Source organism: Enterobacter sp. DSM 30060 (assembly GCF_013375955.1).
Classification (GTDB): domain Bacteria; phylum Pseudomonadota; class Gammaproteobacteria; order Enterobacterales; family Enterobacteriaceae; genus Enterobacter; species Enterobacter intestinihominis.
On sequence record NZ_CP056118.1, the window covers coordinates 4,064,411 to 4,084,498 of the forward strand.

Sequence of the window (20,088 nt, forward strand, 5' to 3'; positions counted from 1 at the left end):
CCATAATGAGATGCTGGACGAGATTCTGGCGCAGGTTCGTCCGTTACTGGGGCAGGGTAAGGTTGCCGATTACATTCCCGCGCTGGCCTCGATCAGCGGTAATAAGCTCGGCATCGCCATTTGTACTGTCGACGGGCAGCGTTTTCAGGCGGGAGATGCACTGGAGCGCTTTTCAATTCAGTCGATCTCAAAAGTGCTTAGCCTCGTTGCCGCCATGCGCCAGTATGACGAGCAGGAGATCTGGCAGCGGGTGGGCAAAGATCCCTCCGGTCAGCCCTTCAACTCCCTTCTCCAGCTTGAAATCGAACAGGGTAAGCCGCGCAACCCGTTTATCAACGCCGGGGCGCTGGTGGTGTGCGATATGCTGCAAAGCCGTCTGAGCGCGCCGCGCCAGCGTATGCTCCAGATTGTGCGGCAGCTTTCCGGCGTGCAGGACATCGCCTACGATCCGGTGGTAGCGCGCTCTGAGTTTGAACACTCTGCACGTAACGCCGCCATCGCCTGGCTGATGAAGTCCTTCGGCAACTTTCATAATGATGTCGCCACGGTTCTGCAAAACTATTTTCATTACTGCGCCCTGAAGATGAACTGCGTTGAACTGGCGCAGACTTTTCTGTTTCTGGCGCATCAGGGCCATGCCCCGCATCTGGGCGAGGACGTTGTCTCCCCGATGCAGGCCCGGCAGATCAACGCCTTAATGGCAACCAGCGGAATGTATCAGAACGCCGGGGAGTTTGCCTGGCGCGTGGGGCTGCCGGCTAAATCCGGCGTTGGCGGCGGCGTTGTGGCCATTGTTCCGCACGAGATGGCGATTGCCGTCTGGAGCCCGGAACTGGACGAGACCGGCAACTCACTGGCGGGCGTCGCGGCGCTGGAACAGCTGACCAAACGCCTTGGACGGTCCGTATACTGATGTCCACGTTAGATCCTCTGTTCACGCGCCTGGCTCGCTCCACGTTTCGTTCACGATTTCATTTAGGGATGAAAGAGCGGCAATACTGCTGGGATAAGGGCGCGGACACTATCGATAAGCATGCCGCTGATTTTATCGCCGCGCGGCTGGCGCCTGCACACCCGGTGAATGACGGTAAGCAGACGCCGATGCGCGGCCATCCGGTTTTTATCGCCCAGCATGCCACGGCAACCTGCTGCCGGGGCTGTCTGGCTAAGTGGCATGCTATCCCGCAGGGCGTGCCGCTGAGTGCGCAGCAGCAACAGTATATCGTCAACGTGATCCATCATTGGCTGGTCATTGAGGTAAATCGTGCCTCCTGAACTGACAATGTCTCTGTTTAAGCTACGCTTTTACTAATGCTCAGCGTCAGGAGACGTCATGAAAGCACCTCTAATTCCCGTGAATGAAACGGAGCGCATGAATGCGCTGCGCGAGTCCGGTCTGCTTGAGATCGACAATTATCCCGCGTTTGATCGTCTCACGCGGCTGGCAACACGCTTTTTCAGGGTGCCGCTGGCGATGATTACGCTGGTGGATGACCACGCTGCGATCGTGAAATCTGCCGACGGGCGGGCACTCGCCAGCCAGCCTCGCGATCTCTCGTTTTGTGGTCATACGATCCTGGGTGACGCGCCGCTGGTGGTGGCTGACACGCTGCTGGACGAACGCTTTGCGGATAATCCGCAGGTGGCGGGAGATCCGGGCGTGCGCTTTTATGCCGGTTTCCCGCTGCGTTTACGTGACGGGGCGTGCGTAGGATCGTTGTGTCTCATTGATTACGCACCGCGTGAGTTTACCGCTGCGGATTCCGCCGTACTGGCCGATCTCAGCGCGCTGGCAGAAGATGAATTTGCAGCCGTTAGCGCCGCCACGACCGATGAACTCACGGGCCTGTTTAACCGACGCGGGTTTAACCAGTTTGCGCAGTTTGCACTGTCGGTTTCGCAGCGTAGGGCAGAACCGTTAACGCTTAGCTGGCTGGATCTGGACCATTTCAAAACCATTAACGATCGCTTCGGGCATCAGGAGGGCGACAAAGCCCTGAAAGCGATGGCCGCCCTGATGCGCTCCTCATTCCGCGAGGCCGATATGCTGGTACGTTTCGGGGGAGATGAGTTCGCGGTGCTGTTTGCGGATACCGATGAACCTGGCGCCTGGATCGCCATGCAGTATCTTGTCGAACAAACGGAGAAGTATAACGCGCGTCAGCTGCATCCCTGGTCGTTACAGTTCTCCTGGGGGCTGAGCGAGTTCGATCATCACCGCAACGATATGCAGGCATGGTTAAAACACGCGGATGCGCAAATGTACGCCATGAAGCGGCAACATCACGGCGAAAAATGACATAACGAAATCCTATGTCATCGCTTATTGCGTAACAAAAATGTTAATAGCAAAGTGGAGAGATTCAACCTAAGGACGCGCAATGAACTCTCCCATGCTGATTAAACCTCTCTCCCGACAGGACATCCTCACCCACATTGATGCCCTGAGCGATATCCTCGTCAACTGTGTCAACGGCGGCGCCTCCGTCAGCTTTATGCTGCCTTTTTCTCCCGAGAAAGCCCAAACCTTCTGGCTCGGCGTCGCTGACAGCGTCGGGCGCGACGAGCGTACCGTCCTGGGCTGTTTTGACGCGGAGCAGGGGCTGGTTGGCACGGTCCAGCTGATCACCGACCAGCCGGAAAACCAGCCGCACCGCGCAGATGTCGCGAAACTTCTGGTACATGAGAAGGCGCGCCGTAAAGGTGCGGCAATGGCGCTGATGGAAGCCCTGGAGACGGTTGCGCGTGAAAAAGCGCTTACGGTGCTGGTGCTTGATACCTCGACCGGCAGCGGCGCGGAGACATTTTATCAGAGAGCGGGCTGGCAAAAGGCGGGGGAGATCCCACGCTACGCCCTGATGCCGAACGGGGACATGACGGCGACCTCGGTGTTCTATAAATTTCTTTAATATTTTTCACCATCGCGTCCTGAGTTGATCCAGACAGGGGTTCTGGTCCTGAAGTTTTGATAAGTTATCACACCAATCTTATCAGGCTGTATGACTAATCATAAAGGACCTCCATTGTGAACACACTCAACCGTCGTGATTTCCCCGGTGCGCGCTACCCTGAACGTATCATCCAGTTTGGCGAAGGTAACTTCCTCCGCGCGTTCGTTGACTGGCAAATCGACCTCTTAAACGAGCATACCGATCTCAATGCAGGTGTGGTGATTGTACGGCCGATCCAGAGTGATTTTCCGCCGTCGCTGAGCACCCAGGATGGTCTGTATACCACGATTATTCGTGGTCTGAATGAGGAGGGGGAAGCGGTAAGCGATGCGCGTCTTATTCGTTCCGTGAATCGTGAAATCAGCGTCTACAGCCAGTACGATGAATTCCTGAAACTCGCCCATAATCCGGAGATGCGGTTTGTCTTCTCTAATACCACGGAGGCGGGGATCGGCTATCACGCGGGCGATAAGTTTGACGATGCGCCAGCTGTCAGCTATCCGGCCAAACTGACGCGTCTGCTGTTCGAACGCTTTACCCACTTTAACGGGGCTGCGGATAAAGGCTGGATCATCATTCCTTGTGAGCTTATCGACTATAACGGCGATGCCCTGCGTGAACTGGTGCTGCGTTATGCACAGGAGTGGGCGCTGCCGGCGGCATTCATTGCGTGGCTGAATAACGCTAACACCTTCTGCTCGACGCTGGTTGACCGCATTGTTACCGGCTTTCCGCGTGATGAGGTGGCAGAGCTGGAAGCCGGGCTGGGCTATCACGACAGCTTCCTCGACACGGCAGAACATTTCTACCTGTTTGTTATTCAGGGGCCAAAATCACTTTCAGCTGAATTGCGCCTGGATAAATACCCGCTCAACGTCCTGATTGTTGACGATATCAAGCCTTATAAAGAGCGTAAGGTGGCGATCCTCAACGGCGCACACACGGCGCTGGTTCCGGTCGCTTTTCAGGCCGGGCTGGATACGGTAGGGGAAGCCATGAACGACGGGGAGATTTGCGCGTTCGTAGAGAAGGCTATTTATGAGGAGATTATTCCGGTCCTGGATCTGCCGCGCGATGAGCTGCACTCCTTCGCCAGTGCCGTAACGGGGCGTTTTCGTAATCCGTATATTAAGCATCAGCTGCTGTCGATTGCACTGAACGGGATGACCAAGTACCGCACCCGCATTCTGCCGCAACTGCTGGCAGGGCAGAAGGCGACCGGTGAACTGCCAGCACGTCTGACCTTTGCCCTGGCGGCGCTGATTGCATTTTACCGTGCCGAGCGCAACGGTGAGCGCTATCCGGTGCAGGACGATGCGCACTGGCTTGAACGTTACCAGCAGCTGTGGACGCAACATCACGACAAACAAGTCACTACCCGTGAACTGGTATCGTCGGTGTTAAGCGTGAGCGAGCACTGGGAACAGGATCTCACTCTGGTGAACGGACTGGTAGACCAGGTTGCCCAGGATCTGGATGCAATTTTAAGCAAAGGCATGCGCGAGGCGGTGAAACCGCTCTGCTAATCATAATGCCCGGCGTTTGCCGGGTTTTTTACAGACCATTATTAGTTACAACATACTATACGTCCTTTTTTTAAAAAGCTCAGGCAGCACCGTGCGGTCAGGGCTTAACAGGTCAGAAAATGCAATGAACTATTAACATGCTTGCAACCGTGATGAGGATCACGTTTAATAGCCGCGCTCTTTACTTTTCTGAAGCTGATTATGATTGTTCGTCCTCAACAGCACTGGCTGCAACTGATTTTTGTCTGGCATGGTTCGGTACTTCCCAAAATTTATACCCGACTGCTGCTTAACTTCCTGCTATCCATCGCCGTGATTGTCATGCTGCCGTGGTACACCTCGCTGGGTATCCGCTTTACCGTCGCGCCGTTCAGCATTCTGGGCGTGGCTATCGCCATCTTCCTGGGATTTCGCAATAACGCCTGTTATTCGCGCTACGTTGAGGCGCGTCTGCTTTGGGGGCAGTTGATGATAGCGGCGCGCTCGCTGTTTCGCGAGGTAAAAAACACCTTGCCGGATGATAAACATCTTGGAGAGTTTGTACGCCTGCAAATCGCGTTTGCTAACTGTCTGCGTATGACACTGCGCAGAGAAACCAATGCCGATCAGCTGTCCCGCTATCTGGCTCCAGACGATTTACGCAAAGTGATGGATGCCAACTCGCCGGCGAACCGTATCCTGCTGATCATGGGGGAGTGGCTGGCCGTACGGCGGCGCAGCGGGCACCTTTCAGACATCCTGTTTCACAGCCTCAACAACCGCCTGAACGATATGTCCATCGTGCTGGCAGGCTGTGAGCGTATCGCCAATACGCCAGTCCCGTTTGCCTATACGCTGATCCTGCACCGGACGGTGTATTTGTTCTGCATCATGCTGCCGTTTGCGCTGGTTGTTGATCTGCATTACATGACGCCCTTTGTCTCTGCGCTGATTTCCTACACTTTTATCTCGCTTGATACGCTGGCGGAAGAGCTGGAAGATCCGTTTGGGACGGAAGATAACGATCTGCCGCTGGACGCCATCTGCAACATGATGGAGCGCGATCTGTTGCAGATGAACGATGAAGAGAACATCCCTGAAAGGCTAATGCCGAATAAGCATTATCAGCTGACCTGACGGGCATTCCACTCGTCGCGGGTGATTTCCCACAGCTCCGAATCCAGCAGGCCGCTGACATAGGCTTTCTTCTCTGTCCTGATGAGTCGCATGCCGCTGCTGTCTGAAATACGTCGGGAGCGGCTGTTGGCCGCCGCTTTCGGCGCGCGTAACACCGCTTTGTTAAGCGTATTGAACCAGAAATCCGTTGCCGCGATACTCGCCTCACGCATATATCCCTGTCCCTGAAATTCCGGCGCGAGCCAGAAGCCCCGGTTGTTGTCTTCGACGTCGTACAGGCAAATTAACCCCATCAGTTCATCCGGCGCTTCACGGCTGCGAATCGTCCAGAACCACGCAATCCCTTTGGCCATATCGGGTAGTGCAACGTTATTAACATAATTTTCTGCACCGTTTTCCGGGTAGGGCCAGGGGACTGAAGCCACCATATAGCGGACAATTTCCCAGCGCGGATAGCGTTGCTGGATCTGGACGGCATCGGCGGCAACAAGGGGTTTAAGTAATAAGCGTTCTGTCGTAAGCGTGGGTATCGTCATCCGGTGATCTCCATATTTGAGCGTTATCATTTGTTTGGGTTCTGATATTTCATCAATATCACATTCCAGTTGGTCGTGCTTTTGTTATTCAGATTTATCCATAAAGGAGTATGTAATGCCAAGAAAAGCCAGGCCCGAAGAAGCCGAAACACTCTGGCACGTCCGTAACGAAGCGATGCGCCATGGCTGTAAAATCTGTTACGACGCAGAAGTGATTGCGCGCTGGACGTCAGAAAAGATGCCTGAACATTACCTTACCTCCAGGTCGATTTCGTGTTATAGGCCTGCCCATGCAGGAGCTGAACTGCTCCCAAATGGAGCTACGGTTTACGAAGTTCAATAGCATATTTACATTTGCTTACATAAATACACTTTCTTTACATTAAGTAATGTAAGATATTTTTTTAGCACAAAATGCAAAACTAAATTAAATGGAGATGATTTAAGTCGAATATAAGAGCATTAAGCCTTAATGAGATAGCATTAGTAAGTGGCGGCAATGGAAGCGGTAATTATGAAGGTGCCGGTAGTCGTAACACCAGCTCTAAATCTGGTAATTCAAAAGGAAACAATGGCTCTATTTACAAGGGCGTTGACTCATGCGGCGCAGGAATCATCGGTGGTCTAATCGCCGGCTCTCCTGGGGGGCCAGTGGGTATGACCGATGGGGTAATTGGTGGAGCTATAGCTGGCCAGTGCACAAAAGATAGTTTTTCAGATCGTGGTAGTAAAGATAAAAGTAATAATTACAACGGCCCCGGACAATGCCGTTGGTAAGTAATTTGAGTTGTGTGTGATAATAATTTAAAAGCTCATTATAACTGAATGTTATTCTAGGTGTTTCGATATTTAATGATTATTCGAAGTAGTCATGATGAGCTATTATTTTTGATAAAGTTAATGTAATCACAAGTATCGGGTTAAGCATGAAACAATTTTTAAATTTCCTAATTTACTTATTTTTTTTCATTATCGCATTTACCCTTTTGAAATACGCTGAAGTTCTTGAGTTTGACGAAGTATCACGGCCAGGGATTATATCAAGGTTTCTTATTGCGTTGATTGTATTAATAGCAGTAACTCGATGGGGCGTTAACTTGATGAATAGGTTTAAAAGTAAATAAAGTACACTCCGATAAAAATTGTTGTGTTGCAGAATGGAATCATTACAAATGTTCACTGAAGTTAAAGTGCATGATATCAAAAAATGATTACGATATCATAACCATATTTGTTGATTCTTATATAAAATATGAATTAATAATAGGTTGAACATGATAATCTTTAGGCATGTCTATCCATTCATTTATAGTAAGAAAAACGTAATTGTTCTTTTTATCGCGTCTGTTATCTCAATAATAATTACGTTATCGCCATCCATAACCCTCCGCTATCTTACTCTCGATGTGTCATTTTTCTTATTGTTTATTGCGGAATTTTCAATTGCATTTTTCTTGTATATTTTTTACTTAAGGAAGTTGGATGGTTTTAAATTACGCCCAAGTAGAGATTTAACTTCAATAAAATTTTCTATTGTTGTGTTGTTTGTCATTTTGCTGGTTCAGTATAATGTTTATCTTTACAGGGATAATTTATATCATTATGGACCTTCCCATATTAGTTTTATAGCATTTATAATAGCCACCTTCGTAGTCCCATATTATGAGGAGATTATATACAGGGGCTGTATCTTCGGTGTTTTCCACTCAATTTTTAATAAAAAGTATATTATCCCATGTATATTGACTTCATTGTCTTTTTGTCTGATGCATGGACAGTATTATAACATTTTAGATCAATCCATTCTTTTTTTGGTGTCAATATTGCTATTAATAGTTAGAATAAGAAGCAGAGGGCTTTTTTATCCTATTATAATTCATTCGTGCATGAATGCTTTTGTTTTGTCGTTAAATTTTTGAAGGGTATTTGGGATATGAATATCTTCAGGGAAGAGGCTTTAAATCATCAAACAGATTCTGATTATGGTGAGATTGTCTTACCTGCGTCATTCGGTTTATCAGTAAGCGCACTCACAACGTTATTCATATTTCTGTGCCTGATACTCTTTATTCTTTATGGTAGCTATACACGTAAGGCTCACCTTTCCGGAATCGTTATGCCCTCATCCGGGCTGGTAAAAATCACTCCTCAATATGCTGGCTACGTAACCAAATTGACCGCCTCAGAAGGTCAACACATTATTGCCGGTGAGACTCTTTATCATATCAGCGGTGAACATTTCAACGAACAGGGGGCAGGTACACTCGCTGCTATAAGACTTTCCCTACAAACTCAGTTTACAATGCTGACTTCTCAACAGACCCTGGAATTGCGTGACAACAGTCAGCAGCAGCATGCCATACAACAGCGAATAGTTTCCCTGAAACCTCAGGTTAAAAGTGCAGAAAAGCGTCTGTCACTTGCCGTGCATCAGGCTGCGCTGGCCGTGTCTGTTATGGAGCGCTATAAGAAACTTGCTGATACGCATTACGTATCAGATATCGAATACCAGCAGAAGCAGATTGACGTTTCAACGTCACAGCAAAACGTTGAGGATCAGCGTCAGGGGCTTCTGCAACTGCACACCGCGATGGAGGCTGCTAAAGACGACCTTGACCATCTCATCGTTCAGGGTGAAAGCCGGAAGGCTGAAATGGACAGGCAGTTGCAGGTTATCAGGCAACAGCAGGACGAACTGGCAGGTAAGGAAAATTTCACGCTGACTTCACCGGTATCCGGAACCGTTGCTGCCGTGCTGGTCAGACAGGGACAGTCTGTCAGGGCATCTGAACCTGTCATGACCCTCATTCCCGACAATGCCCGTTTGCAGATAGAACTCTATGCTACCAGTCAGAATGCTGGCTTTATTCAGGCGGGGCAGCGTGTTGCCCTGCGGTTCTCTGCCTTCCCCTATCAGAAGTTTGGTGTGCAGTACGGGACTATCCGTGAAATAAGCCATACAACGCTGACATCTTCTGATTTACTCTCCGTATCTCCTGTGACCTGGAAGGAGAATGAAGGTCATTACCGCGTCATCGTTGAACCTGAAAATACTTTTATTCTGGCTTATGGGAAACAGGAAGCCCTGCGCCCCGGCATGGTTCTTGAGGGGGATGTCAGCCTGGATACCCGCAATTTGTGGGAGTGGCTGACTGAGCCGCTCTGGAGCCTGAAAGGAAAGCTGTGATGGATACACTCAAATGGACCGGGAGAAAACAGCTTCCTCTCACCCGACAGACAGAGTCAGCGGAATGTGGTCTGGCATGCCTGGTCATGATGGCCTGCTGGCATGGTCTGCAAACAGACTTACCCACACTGCGCGAACGTTTCAGTATCAGCTCACAAGGGATGACCCTGCAGAGACTGACTGAATGTGCGGCCGGTATCGGATTATCCAGCCGGGCAGTTCGGCTGGAGCTTGAGGACCTAAGATCCCTTTCTCTCCCGTGTATTCTCCACTGGAACATGAATCATTTTGTTGTGCTACATAAAGTTCGCGGAAGCAGGCTGGTTATTCATGATCCGGAAAAGGGAAAAGTAACGCTCTCCCTACAGGATGCTGGAAAACATTTCACCGGCGTCGCGCTGGAGCTGATGCCAGCCAGTGATTTTACCGCTCGGGATGAAAGGAAAAAAATCCATCTGCGCCAACTGACAGGTAAAACACCGGGTCTGTTGTCGGCAATGTCGCGAATTATCGTTTTTGCCGTGGCACTCGAAATCCTGACACTGGGAAGCCCGCTTCTCAACCAGCTGGTGATTGATGAAGTCCTGGTGGCTGCCGACCAGAGTTTGTTGACCGTCATTATTATTGCGCTTCTGCTGATGTCACTGACCCAGATGCTGCTGTCACTGGCCCGCCAGTGGGCGAGTATTACACTGTCCGTCAATTTTAACATGCAGTGGACAGCACGGGTTTTCCATCATCTGGTCCATCTTCCTCTGGCCTGGTTTGATGCACGCAGTAAGGGGAGTATTAATGCTCGTTTTGAGGCGGTAGATACCATCCAGCAGGCGCTGACTACGCAAGTGCTGGAAGGTATTCTGGATGTGTTGCTCGTGGTGACTGCGCTTTGCATGATGCTGCTGTACAGTCCTGAAATGACATTGATCGCCGTACTTGCAGCCATTTTCTATGGTGTGTTGAGGGCACTGTGGTATCCGTCCCTTCGACAGTCGGCAGAAGATGCCTGGGATGCAGGTGCCAAGGAGTCCGGGCATTTTCTTGAAACACTCAACGGGATCCTCAGCCTGAGAATTAACGGTGTGACGGCACATCGTGAGGCCGCCTGGCTGAATCTCAACGTTGCCCGCAGAAATACGCAGTTGCGTCAGAGCCGTCTGCTGATGTGCTATGACATTGCTCACACTCTTACCGGCAGCGTGGTATCAGCAATCATTTTGTGGAAAGGCGCCGGGGAGGTATTGAATGGTACCTTCACCGTCGGCATGCTGGTTGCTTATTTATCCTATCAGACGCGTTTTTCTTCCAGTATCAGTAGCCTGACTGATAAGTTTTTTTCCTGGCGTATGCTCGATGTTTACAACGAACGACTGGCTGATATTGTACTGACCCCGACAGAAGGCCTTCAGCAACAGCCTTTTCGTGAGCATAACAACGCTTCGCACATTCCTTCTGTATCCCGCAGGGAGATGGATGAATATGCTCATGCTCCTCTAGTACTTGAGCACATTATCTTCAGCCACAAGGGAGGGGAAAATCCGATAATCGGCGGGGTGTCGCTGACACTCAATCCCGGAGAAGTCGTTGCCATTACAGGTAAATCCGGATGCGGGAAAACGACACTGGTGAAGCTTATCCTTGGGATCCACATCCCTGATGAGGGCAGGATCAGGGCATTTGGCATATTGCATACGCATCCGGATTATTTTCAGGTTCGTCAGCGTATCGGTACCGTACTGCAGGATGACCATCTTTTCAAAGGTTCTGTAGCAGATAACATTATTTTTTTCAGTGATGACCGAAATTATGAACGAATGATCCAGTGCGCAAGACTGGCACTTATCGACAGCGATGTTATGGCAATGCCGATGGGGTATCAGACGCTGATTGGTGAAACCGGCGGAGGGCTTTCCGGAGGACAAAAACAACGCATTCTGCTGGCAAGGGCGTTGTACAAGAAACCGGGATTCCTGTTACTGGATGAAGCGACCAGCCACCTTGATGTTGAGAGTGAAATCCGGATAAGCCAGACCTTACGTCAACTGGGGCTTCCTGTTCTGCTGATAGCCCATCGCCCGGAAACCATAGCCTCTGCAGACCGGGTTTTGTATCTGGCAGACGGCTACTTAACGGAGCTGAATCTCCAGCATACAGTCAATAATGGCGAGTCTGTTTGTGAATATACTAATGACGTGATGGCAAAAAATTAACCTTAACGTACATAATTTTCGATATCCAAACTTACCCCTATCTGGAAGATCTATTTGTTGACGCTGCCGAACGTGGCGCAGGGGCGGGTAAAGCGCTTATCGACGCCCTGATCGATGAAGGGAAGCGGGAAGGGTGGTCAAAACTCTACTGGGTAACCCGCATGAACAATCCGGCGCGTAAGCTGTATGATCACTATGGTGAAGCCGACGATTACGTCCGTTACCGAATCACCCTTTAACCGGATTTGTATCACACTGTATCTGCCTCTGTGATGCATACACAGGTATGCAATAAAACCGCCTCCGCACACATCCCCTATACAAACCCATGGTGTTATATCTCCGTCAACTGAACTCACCCGGAGATAACATCATGTTTAACAAACTCGCATATTCAGCAGTCGCACTGACCGTTTCGCTTGGCACCTTAATGTCCTGTCAGGCAGAAGCGACGGGTAAGGATTACGCGTCGGCTTTTAACCAGGTAAAACAAATTAACGCCGGCGATCTGAACGTCGGTTATGTCGATATCGGGCCGAAAGACGGGCAACCAGTGATCCTGCTGCATGGCTGGCCGTACGATATTCACAGCTACGCGGAAGTTGCCCCCGCGCTGGCCGCGAAGGGGTATCGTGTCATTGTGCCATCCCTGCGCGGGTACGGCACCACGCGCTTTATTTCTGATAAAACGCCGCGAAACGGCCAGCCTTCGGCAATGGCGAAAGACATCGTCAACCTGATGGACGCCCTGGATATCAAACAGGCGGTGTTTGCCGGTTATGACTGGGGTGCACGTACGGCGGATATCGTTGCGGCGCTCTGGCCGGAACGGGTGAAATCGCTGGTCTCGGTAAGTGGCTACCTGATCAGCAGCCAGGCGATTGGCAAACAGCCTTTACCGCCGAAGGCAGAAGTTCAGTGGTGGTATCAGTTCTATTTCGCCACGCCGCGCGGGGCGGAAGGCTATGCTAAAAATACACACGATTTTGCCCGGTTGATCTGGTCCCAGGCTTCGCCTGACTGGAAATTCAGCGATGCCACCTTCAATGCGAGCGCCAAATCCCTCGATAACCCGGACCACGTTGCCGTCACGCTCAGTAATTACCGCTGGCGTCTGGGGCTGGAGAAGGGTGAGCAGAAATATGACGCCTACGAACAGAAACTGGCTACGCTACCGAACATTACGGTGCCGACCATCACCATCGAGGGCGGTAACAACGGAGCACCACATCCTGCACCCGCAGCCTATGCGGGGAAATTCACCGGAAAATATGTGCACCGTACTTTCGGCGCAACAGTTGGCCACAACCCGCCGCAGGAAGATCCGCAGAACTTTGTTAAAGCCGTTGTCGACGCGGATAAGCTCTGATATGTGCTATTTTCAATCCGTTACCTCTTAATCAGGAGCCTGCGGTGGAGCATATTGATCACATCCTTGTCGTCGATGACGACAGGGATATTCGTGAACTGATTGTCGATTACCTCGTGAAATCCGGCTACCACGCCTCTGGCGCGGCGAACGGGAAAGAGATGCGCGTAGTGCTCGACAAACAGCATATCGACCTGGTGGTGCTGGACGTGATGATGCCCGGTGATGATGGCCTGACGGTGTGTCGACAGCTGCGCAGCAGCAGGCATAAGGATCTGCCGATCCTGATGCTCACCGCGCGCAACGAGGACATGGACCGGATCCTGGGACTGGAGATGGGCGCCGACGATTATGTGGTAAAACCGTTTGTGGCCCGCGAACTGCTGGCGCGTATCAAAACTATCCTGCGCCGTTTTCGTACTATGCCGCCTAATCTTCAGGTGACCGAGGCAGGGCGCCTGGTGGTGTTCGGTGAATGGCAGCTGGATACCGTGGCGCGTCATCTGATTGATAACGAGGGGATGGTTGTGGCGCTCAGCGGGGCGGAATATCGCCTTCTGCGTGTATTTCTCGATCATCCTCAACGGGTGCTGACCCGCGATCAACTGCTGAACCTGACGCAGGGACGTGATGCCGAGCTGTTTGAGCGTTCGATTGATCTCCTGGTGAGCCGCGTGCGACAGCGCCTGAATGAAGATGCCCGCTCGCCAGCCTACATTAAAACCGTTCGCAGCGAAGGCTACGTTTTTACTATGCCGGTGACCATCGTCGAGGCCAATGAATGACGCTGTGGCCCCGCACCTTACTGGCCCGGCTGCTGATCATTGTGCTGCTTGGACTCTTGCTGGCTAACGCGCTCAGCCTGACGCTGGTCATGGTTGAGCGAATGCACAGCGCGCGCACGGTTATGCTGGGCAATCTTGAGAATGACGTGGCGACCAGCGTGGCCATTCTCGACCGGCTTCCGGCCAAAGAGCGGCCAGAGTGGCTGGAACGGCTCGGTCGCGGTAATTATCGTTATATCCTTGGTCCCGGCGAGGCTGGCGCTGCGCCAACGGACAAGCGCTCGCGGGATGCGATTCGCACCCTGAAAGAGACGCTTTCAGTTCAATATCCGCTCCAGTTTACGGCAGTGCCGGGGCCTGTTTCCCACATTCAGGCCCATCTGACGCTCCGCGACGGCGCACCGCTTACTATCGATCTGATCCCGCGCATGCCGCCAGTCGCCAGCTGGTTACCCGTGGTGCTGGTTCTTCAGTTGTTACTTGTCGCGCTCTGCTCCTGGATTGCCGTGCGCCAGGTTGTCCGGCCTTTCCTGCAATTCACGCGCGCGGTTGATTCCCTCGATCCTGCGGCCCATTCTCCTATGACTGAAAAAGGTCCGGTTGAGGTGCGACAGGCGGCGCAGGCTTTTAATGAGATGCAGTCGCGGATACAAACTTATCTGCGTGAACGCGCGCAGATTCTGGCGTCCATTTCTCACGATCTTCAGACGCCCATCACGCGTATGAAGCTGCGGGTCGAAATGGCGGATCAGCCCGAACTCCACGATAAGTTGTTGAGCGACCTGGATAATATGTCGCGCCTGGTACGAGAAGGTATTGCCTATGCCCGGTCATCAGAATCACTGAAAGAGACCACGCTTAAGCTGGAGCTGAACGCGTGGGTTAACAGCATCGCCAGTGATTATCAGGACATTGGTAAAAACGTGCAGTTTCATGCACGCAGTACACGTCTGCCGATCGTCACCCGCCCCCAGGCATTGCGCCGGGTAATGACCAATCTGCTGGATAATGCGCTCAAGTTTGGCCATAGCGCGGTAATAGAGATTGATGAAGATGAAAGGCAGGTAGCGATCCGCATTATGGATAACGGCCCCGGCATCCCGGAGGCAGAACTGGGGGCGGTGTTACAGCCGTTCTACCGGGTTGAAACGTCGCGCAACCGCGAAACGGGCGGCACCGGGTTAGGCCTCGCCATTGCCGCGCAGCTCACCGCCCAGCTTGACGGGAAATTGCATCTTGCAAACCGGGCAGAGGGCGGGCTGGCCGTAAGCGTGACTCTTCCGCGCGTTTAATTGTACGCCTGTGTATCTGCGCGCCGTGCGGATACGAAGGCAGACAAAATTCAGTTTTTTGCACACGGCCTGAACACATTCGCAGGGTGAAATGACATCACTGCACCTTCGCAGCAACTGTATCGTGAGGTCGTTATGTTTCTGATAATCGCTTTTTTAGGCGGCATGATTAGCCTGCTCAGTCCGTGCACGCTTCCCGTTATTCCTCTGCTGTTCGCCGGCTTTCAGGGGCAGCGCAAACACATTCTGGCGCTTCTGGCGGGAATGATAGTGATGTTCACGTTTGTGGCGATGGTAGTAACGGTTGCCAGTGACTGGATCGCTGACGCCACCGTTATCGGTCGCTGGATTGCGCTGCTGGTACTGAGCATTGCCGCCCTGGCCCTGATCTTCCCGCAGTTCGCTCAGCGCATTGCCAGCCCGGCGGTCAGCGCGGGGAACGTTCTTAACACCCACAGCGTTCAGCGACACGGCATGTTTTCGGCTTTTCTGGCAGGGCTGGCCGTTGGACTTCTGTGGTCCCCCTGTGCAGGACCGATTCTCGGGGCGATCTTCGGCATTAACATTACTGGCCACTCGGCCATCGCAACCGGAGCGCTGTTAGCCGCTTACGGCAGTGGGTGCGCGTTGATGCTGGGGCTGCTTGTCGCGGGGGGCCGTAAGCTGATAACCCCTCTGAGAGCCAAATCCGCATTGATGGAGCGTCTGCGTCAGGGCGCAGGGGTGATGATGTTAGCCGCCGTGGCTTTCAACGCCTCAGGAATGACGTCGGTCCTGAAAGGCGCCAGCGGTATTACCGACCAGCTGGAAAACGCTCTCTTGAGCCTTGCGCAACCAACCTCCACGCAGGTGAAACTGCGACCGATCGCTGACGCAATGCCGAGCAGCCAGCTACCGACATTAAGCGGCGGTACGGGCTGGGTAAACGGTGACCCTGTCACGTCTAAGGCCTTGCGGGGGAAAGTTGTGCTTATCGATTTCTGGACCTGGGACTGTATCAACTGCCAGCATACCCTTCCGCATGTTCGAGACTGGGCGAAGAAATATGAGTCACAAGGTCTGGTGGTGATTGGCGTCCACACCCCTGAATACCCCTGGGAAAAGCCGTTATCATCGGTGAAAAACGCGGTCAACGAATGGCAGTTGCCGTACCGCGTAGTGACGGATAATAACTACAAAATCTGGAGCGCGTTCGGTAATCAGTACTGGCCAGCACATTACTATTACGATGCGAAAGGGCAACTGCGTTACACCTCGTTTGGCGAAGGCAACTACGACAAGCAGGAGGCTGTAATTCAGCATTTGCTCAAGGAAGCGCGTTCCTGATTCGGCTTACGGAACCCGCTGAGCAACCATAAACAGGCGCGGAAAAGCCAGCAGTATCTGCCCGTTCTCCTGGAGCGGATACTGCTCTTCCAGCAGCTCGAGGTAGCGTTTCAGAAAGTTTTGCTGCTCGCTCTCGTTGAGATCCTGCAGCCACGGCCGTAACCCCGTCGCGCTGACCCAGTCAATAATCGCCTGATGAGAACTCATCTGATGAAAGTAGGTGGTGCGCCAGATATCCACGTCGCATCCCGCGTCCGTCAGAATATCATAGTAGGCATGAATACCCGGCAGCTGCTCGCGGCCACGATCGGGGTAGCCCTGTTCCCAGGCAACTTCACGCATCAGGGCGTGCGTCGGCTCAAGCCAGTTGTCAGGCATTTGTATCGCCAGCACGCCGTTTAACTGGAGCAGTGAAACCAGATGCGGCAGAAGGTGGTAATGGTCCGGGATCCATTGCAGGGAAGCGTTGGCGTAGATCAGGCTGAGAGGCTGGTCAGGTTTGTAGTGACGGATATCCGATTCAACAAAGTGGCAGTCTGGCAGGGCCTGTCGGGCTTCCTCCAGCATCGCCGGGGAGTTATCCACACCGGCTATCTGCGCTGAAGGCCAGCGTTGTTTCAGCAGCGCGGTGCTGTTGCCTGGCCCGCAGCCCAAATCCACGCCAGAGGTTATGTCAGCAAGCGGCACCCGGGCCAGTAACTCAGCGGCGGGACGTGTGCGTTCTGCGCTGTATTGTAGATACAGAGAAGGATCCCAGTCGGCCATTTTCGCATCTCCATGTTGAGGTGTTCAGCAAGAATAGCACAGGCAAATACCTGCTCAGGGGCAGGTATCCGGATAAACGTGAGATTATAAAATGCCTTTCAGGGCCACGTGATAAAGCAGCATGATGGTTTTACCGTCGACGATCTGGCCATTCTCGATGCCACGAAGCGCGTCGTCCAGCGTCATTTCCAGCACGTCGATATCTTCCCCCTCTGCTTTAACGCCGCCGCCCGCGCTGGTCCGATCCTGCGGGTGATATTCCGCCAGATAGAAGTAGAGTTTTTCGGTAACGGAGCCCGGGCTCATATAGGCCTCAAAAATTTTCTCTACGCGCGTCACCTTATACCCGGTTTCCTCTTCCGCTTCGGCCTTAATCCGGCTTTCCGGGTCAAGGTTATCGAGCAACCCGGCAGCCGCCTCAATGAGATCCTCTTCGTGACCATTGATAAACACAGGGAAACGAAACTGACGTGTAAGAATGACTGTTTTGCTGTCGCGATTATAGAGCAGGATCGTCGCGCCATTCCCGCGGTCATACACTTCACGCTCTTGCCGCTGCCAGTCACCATCGCTGCGCTGGAGGTCAAAAGTGTATTTTTTCAGGTTATACCAGTTGTCGGACAACGTTTCGCTGTTGATGATGCGTATATCTGCACGTTTTGATTGCACGTTTGGCTCTCCTCTCGTAGAGTATGCATCATAAACAGCATTTTCGTGTAATTACAATAATTATCGTGCAACATCAGGAATAATTCATGCTCACAAGTCAGCGTAAACAGTTGATTCTGGAAAAGCTGGAGGCGGAAGGCCAGGTCCAGTCAACTGCGCTCAGCCTCTTTTTCTCGGTGTCTGAGGACACTATCCGCCGGGATCTACGTGAACTGGCGGCAGAAGGGCGTTTGCAGCGTGTCCACGGCGGCGCGCTTCCGGCATCTTCAGCGATTGCGCCTTTTGCCGAGCGTCAGTCCGTTAAAATGGATGCAAAAAAACGCGTGGCACGTCGGGGCGCGCAGCTCATTTCACCGGGGCAGGTGGTGATCATTGATGGCGGGACGACCACCTCAGAACTTATTACCTTCTTGCCGCCAGATTTGCGGGTAACCGTGGTGACGCACAGCCCGGGTATTGCATTGGGGCTGGTCAACCATCCGTGCATAGAGGTGATCCTGATTGGCGGTCGTTTGTATAAACACTCCATCGTCACGGTCGGCGCGGCCGCTATTGAAGGCATCAACAATATTCATGCGGATCTGTTTTTCATGGGTGTCACCGGCGTGCATCCTGAGGCCGGGCTGACCACCGGAGATTATGAAGAAGCATGCATCAAACGTGCATTTTCCGGCAGAGCGGCGGAAACGGTGGTATTGGCCTCACCGGAAAAGATCAACACGGCCTCAGCGTTTGTGATTGGCGATTTGTCGCTGGTGAATACGCTCGTTGTTGAAAACACAACGGATGAACGCTGGGTCAACGCTATGAAAGAAAAGGGCGTTGCGGTGATCGCCAGCCAGTAAATATCCGCTTTTTTGCCAGCCTGACTGCGTGGCTGTCAAACAGACAAAGGTTATCCATCACGCGGATTCCTAGACTAAGGCTTTCATCTGTTTAAGGAAAAGCCATGAAAGCGATCTCCATTCTGGCGTATGGCGCGGACCCAACCGCTCAACGCCTGGCAACGTCCGCCATTCAGCAGGCCATAAATAGTGCTCAACAGAACGATGTCATCGTTATTCCGCAAGGCCGTTTTCTGACCGGCGCGTTGTTTCTGAAAAGCGGTGTTTCACTTCGCCTGGACGCTGGCGCACAGCTCGTTGGAAGCCAGGATCTGGCTGATTATCCCCTGATAAATACCCGGGTGGCCGGCATTGATATGCGCTGGCCGGCAGGCATTATAAATATCATCGATTGTGAAAACGTCAGCATTACCGGTACAGGCACGATAGACGGGCAGGGTGCAATTTGGTGGCAGCGCTACTGGGGCGATGACGAGCGCAGCGGCATGGTCGGCGATTACAGCGCAAGAGGATTGCGCTGGGTTGTTGATTATGACTGTCAGCGCCCGCGCAATATTCTGGTCTTTGAAAGCCAGAGCATTCTGCTGCGTGATTTTACCAGTCGGGAGTCCGGATTCTGGAACATGCACCTCTGTTATTCGCGCCATATCGCGGTTGAGGGCGTGCAAATCAGCAATTCTGCGGGGCCGAGCACCGACGGGATTGACGTCGACTCCTGCGAACAGGTGCGGATTGAACGCTGCATTGTGTCCTGCAATGACGACAATATCTGCATCAAATCAGGACGAGGACGCGAAGCGGCGCAAAATGCACGTCCCGCGCGGGATATAGTGATTCGAGGATGTACGCTGAATAAGGGATCCGGGATCACACTGGGGAGTGAAACTTCAGGTGGCATTGAACGCGTCCTGATAGAAGATAACGCGTTTAACGGAACGGGCGTCGGGTTTCGCATTAAATCTGCTCGCAACCGGGGCGGATTTATCCGTGATATCACCGTACAAAATCTACGGCTTACGGACGTGCGTTTTCCGGTGCTGATCCAGCTGAACTGGTTTCCGCAGTATAGCTATGGCGACCAGAGCAATTTATCTGATAAACCAGAACACTGGCGCAAACTGGCTGAAGGTGTTGAGGGCGAAGCCGGTCTTACTGCGGTGAGCGGACTGACGATTAAAAATATGACGGCGCGTCGATCAGACAGCAAATGCTTTTCGCGGGCATTTTTCATCGAGGGATATCCGGAGCGTCCTGTGGTTGGGTTAACGCTGGAGGGGATTTTGATTGACGCGTCAGAGTTCGGGAAAATTTCTGGTGTGGATGGGCTGCGCTTTAAGGATGTACAGGTGACTGCCGTGGAGATCACGCAAGACCGTAACGACAGTTATGAACGTTGATGGCACAGAACAGAGGGACATGATGCGCGGAATGAGCAGAACAAGGATGGGTCTGAACTGGCTGGATTTACTCGCATTCAATCTAAGTGCGCATAATGTATATTATGTTAAATATAG

The 20,088-nt window shown here is 52.3% G+C and carries 18 protein-coding genes and 1 pseudogene; 16 read left to right on the plus strand and 3 right to left on the minus strand.

Annotation, left to right across the window (positions count from 1 at the left end; all coding sequences use genetic code 11):
* Window positions 1–10 precede the first annotated feature (10 nt).
* The 6 genes from glsB to HWQ15_RS19465 all read left to right on the plus strand — a co-directional run bounded on the left by glsB (window position 11) and on the right by HWQ15_RS19465 (window position 5,593).
* Window positions 11–913 (plus strand): glutaminase B, encoded by a 903-nt coding sequence (gene glsB, locus HWQ15_RS19440; protein WP_015570529.1) that lies wholly within the window; start codon window positions 11–13, stop codon window positions 911–913.
* Window positions 913–1,275 (plus strand): DUF4186 domain-containing protein, encoded by a 363-nt coding sequence (locus HWQ15_RS19445; protein ID WP_048965757.1) that lies wholly within the window; start codon window positions 913–915, stop codon window positions 1,273–1,275. The genes glsB and HWQ15_RS19445 overlap by 1 nt, the downstream gene beginning before the upstream one ends.
* 58 nt (window positions 1,276–1,333) lie before the next feature.
* Window positions 1,334–2,299 (plus strand): sensor domain-containing diguanylate cyclase, encoded by a 966-nt coding sequence (locus HWQ15_RS19450; protein WP_063148881.1) that lies wholly within the window; start codon window positions 1,334–1,336, stop codon window positions 2,297–2,299.
* 82 nt (window positions 2,300–2,381) lie between these two features.
* On the plus strand, window positions 2,382–2,909 hold the full coding sequence (locus tag HWQ15_RS19455) for a GNAT family N-acetyltransferase (RefSeq protein ID WP_063148882.1): 528 nt from the start codon (window positions 2,382–2,384) through the stop codon (window positions 2,907–2,909).
* A gap of 116 nt (window positions 2,910–3,025) precedes the next feature.
* Window positions 3,026–4,477 carry a tagaturonate reductase gene (locus HWQ15_RS19460; protein WP_063148883.1) on the plus strand — a complete coding sequence of 484 codons (1,452 nt, stop codon included), beginning with the start codon at window positions 3,026–3,028 and terminating at the stop codon, window positions 4,475–4,477.
* 201 nt (window positions 4,478–4,678) lie between these two features.
* Window positions 4,679–5,593, plus strand: coding sequence for a bestrophin family protein (locus tag HWQ15_RS19465; RefSeq protein ID WP_063148884.1), 915 nt, complete (start codon window positions 4,679–4,681; stop codon window positions 5,591–5,593).
* On the opposite strand, the gene HWQ15_RS19470 is transcribed toward HWQ15_RS19465, so the two are convergent.
* Entirely contained in the window at window positions 5,581–6,129 is a 549-nt protein-coding gene (locus HWQ15_RS19470; protein WP_058646625.1) for a GNAT family N-acetyltransferase, read from the minus strand. The two genes, HWQ15_RS19465 and HWQ15_RS19470, sit on opposite strands and share 13 nt — an antisense overlap.
* A gap of 1,274 nt (window positions 6,130–7,403) precedes the next feature.
* Between HWQ15_RS19470 and HWQ15_RS19475 the strand changes: the two genes are divergently transcribed.
* From HWQ15_RS19475 to HWQ15_RS19510, 8 genes and pseudogenes are all read left to right on the plus strand, one after another.
* Window positions 7,404–8,048, plus strand: coding sequence for a CPBP family intramembrane glutamic endopeptidase (locus HWQ15_RS19475; protein ID WP_023300106.1), 645 nt, complete (start codon window positions 7,404–7,406; stop codon window positions 8,046–8,048).
* Between the two features lie 14 nt (window positions 8,049–8,062).
* Window positions 8,063–9,316, plus strand: coding sequence for an HlyD family secretion protein (locus tag HWQ15_RS19480; protein ID WP_032624257.1), 1,254 nt, complete (start codon window positions 8,063–8,065; stop codon window positions 9,314–9,316).
* Entirely contained in the window at window positions 9,316–11,523 is a 2,208-nt protein-coding gene (locus HWQ15_RS19485) for a peptidase domain-containing ABC transporter (protein ID WP_017382355.1), read from the plus strand. Before HWQ15_RS19480 ends, HWQ15_RS19485 begins: the two co-directional genes overlap by 1 nt.
* 38 nt (window positions 11,524–11,561) lie before the next feature.
* Window positions 11,562–11,762, plus strand: a pseudogene (locus HWQ15_RS19490) (GNAT family N-acetyltransferase); the annotation flags it as partial.
* A 134-nt stretch (window positions 11,763–11,896) separates the two neighbouring features.
* Window positions 11,897–12,892: an alpha/beta fold hydrolase gene (locus HWQ15_RS19495; protein ID WP_063148885.1), complete on the plus strand. Its 996-nt coding sequence runs from the start codon at window positions 11,897–11,899 to the stop codon at window positions 12,890–12,892.
* Between the two features lie 44 nt (window positions 12,893–12,936).
* A complete protein-coding gene (locus HWQ15_RS19500; protein WP_023300109.1) occupies window positions 12,937–13,677 on the plus strand; it encodes a response regulator in 741 nt (246 codons plus the stop codon).
* On the plus strand, window positions 13,674–14,969 hold the full coding sequence (locus tag HWQ15_RS19505) for an ATP-binding protein (protein WP_032624255.1): 1,296 nt from the start codon (window positions 13,674–13,676) through the stop codon (window positions 14,967–14,969). The genes HWQ15_RS19500 and HWQ15_RS19505 overlap by 4 nt, the downstream gene beginning before the upstream one ends.
* Before the next feature lie 135 nt (window positions 14,970–15,104).
* Window positions 15,105–16,295 carry a cytochrome c biogenesis protein/redoxin gene (locus HWQ15_RS19510; protein WP_063148886.1) on the plus strand — a complete coding sequence of 397 codons (1,191 nt, stop codon included), beginning with the start codon at window positions 15,105–15,107 and terminating at the stop codon, window positions 16,293–16,295.
* Window positions 16,296–16,301: 6 nt separating this feature from the next.
* Here HWQ15_RS19510 and tam read toward each other — a convergent pair whose 3' ends face one another.
* Entirely contained in the window at window positions 16,302–17,060 is a 759-nt protein-coding gene (tam, locus tag HWQ15_RS19515) for a trans-aconitate 2-methyltransferase (protein ID WP_032624253.1), read from the minus strand.
* A gap of 84 nt (window positions 17,061–17,144) precedes the next feature.
* Window positions 17,145–17,729, minus strand: a complete 585-nt coding sequence (locus HWQ15_RS19520) for an NUDIX domain-containing protein (RefSeq protein WP_022648128.1) — start codon at window positions 17,727–17,729, stop codon at window positions 17,145–17,147.
* Between the two features lie 86 nt (window positions 17,730–17,815).
* Between HWQ15_RS19520 and HWQ15_RS19525 the strand changes: the two genes are divergently transcribed.
* Together HWQ15_RS19525 and HWQ15_RS19530 are read left to right on the plus strand one after the other, a co-directional pair.
* Window positions 17,816–18,574 (plus strand): DeoR/GlpR family DNA-binding transcription regulator, encoded by a 759-nt coding sequence (locus HWQ15_RS19525; protein WP_022648129.1) that lies wholly within the window; start codon window positions 17,816–17,818, stop codon window positions 18,572–18,574.
* 104 nt (window positions 18,575–18,678) lie between these two features.
* Window positions 18,679–19,971: a glycoside hydrolase family 28 protein gene (locus HWQ15_RS19530; RefSeq protein ID WP_063148887.1), complete on the plus strand. Its 1,293-nt coding sequence runs from the start codon at window positions 18,679–18,681 to the stop codon at window positions 19,969–19,971.
* Window positions 19,972–20,088: the final 117 nt, after the last annotated feature.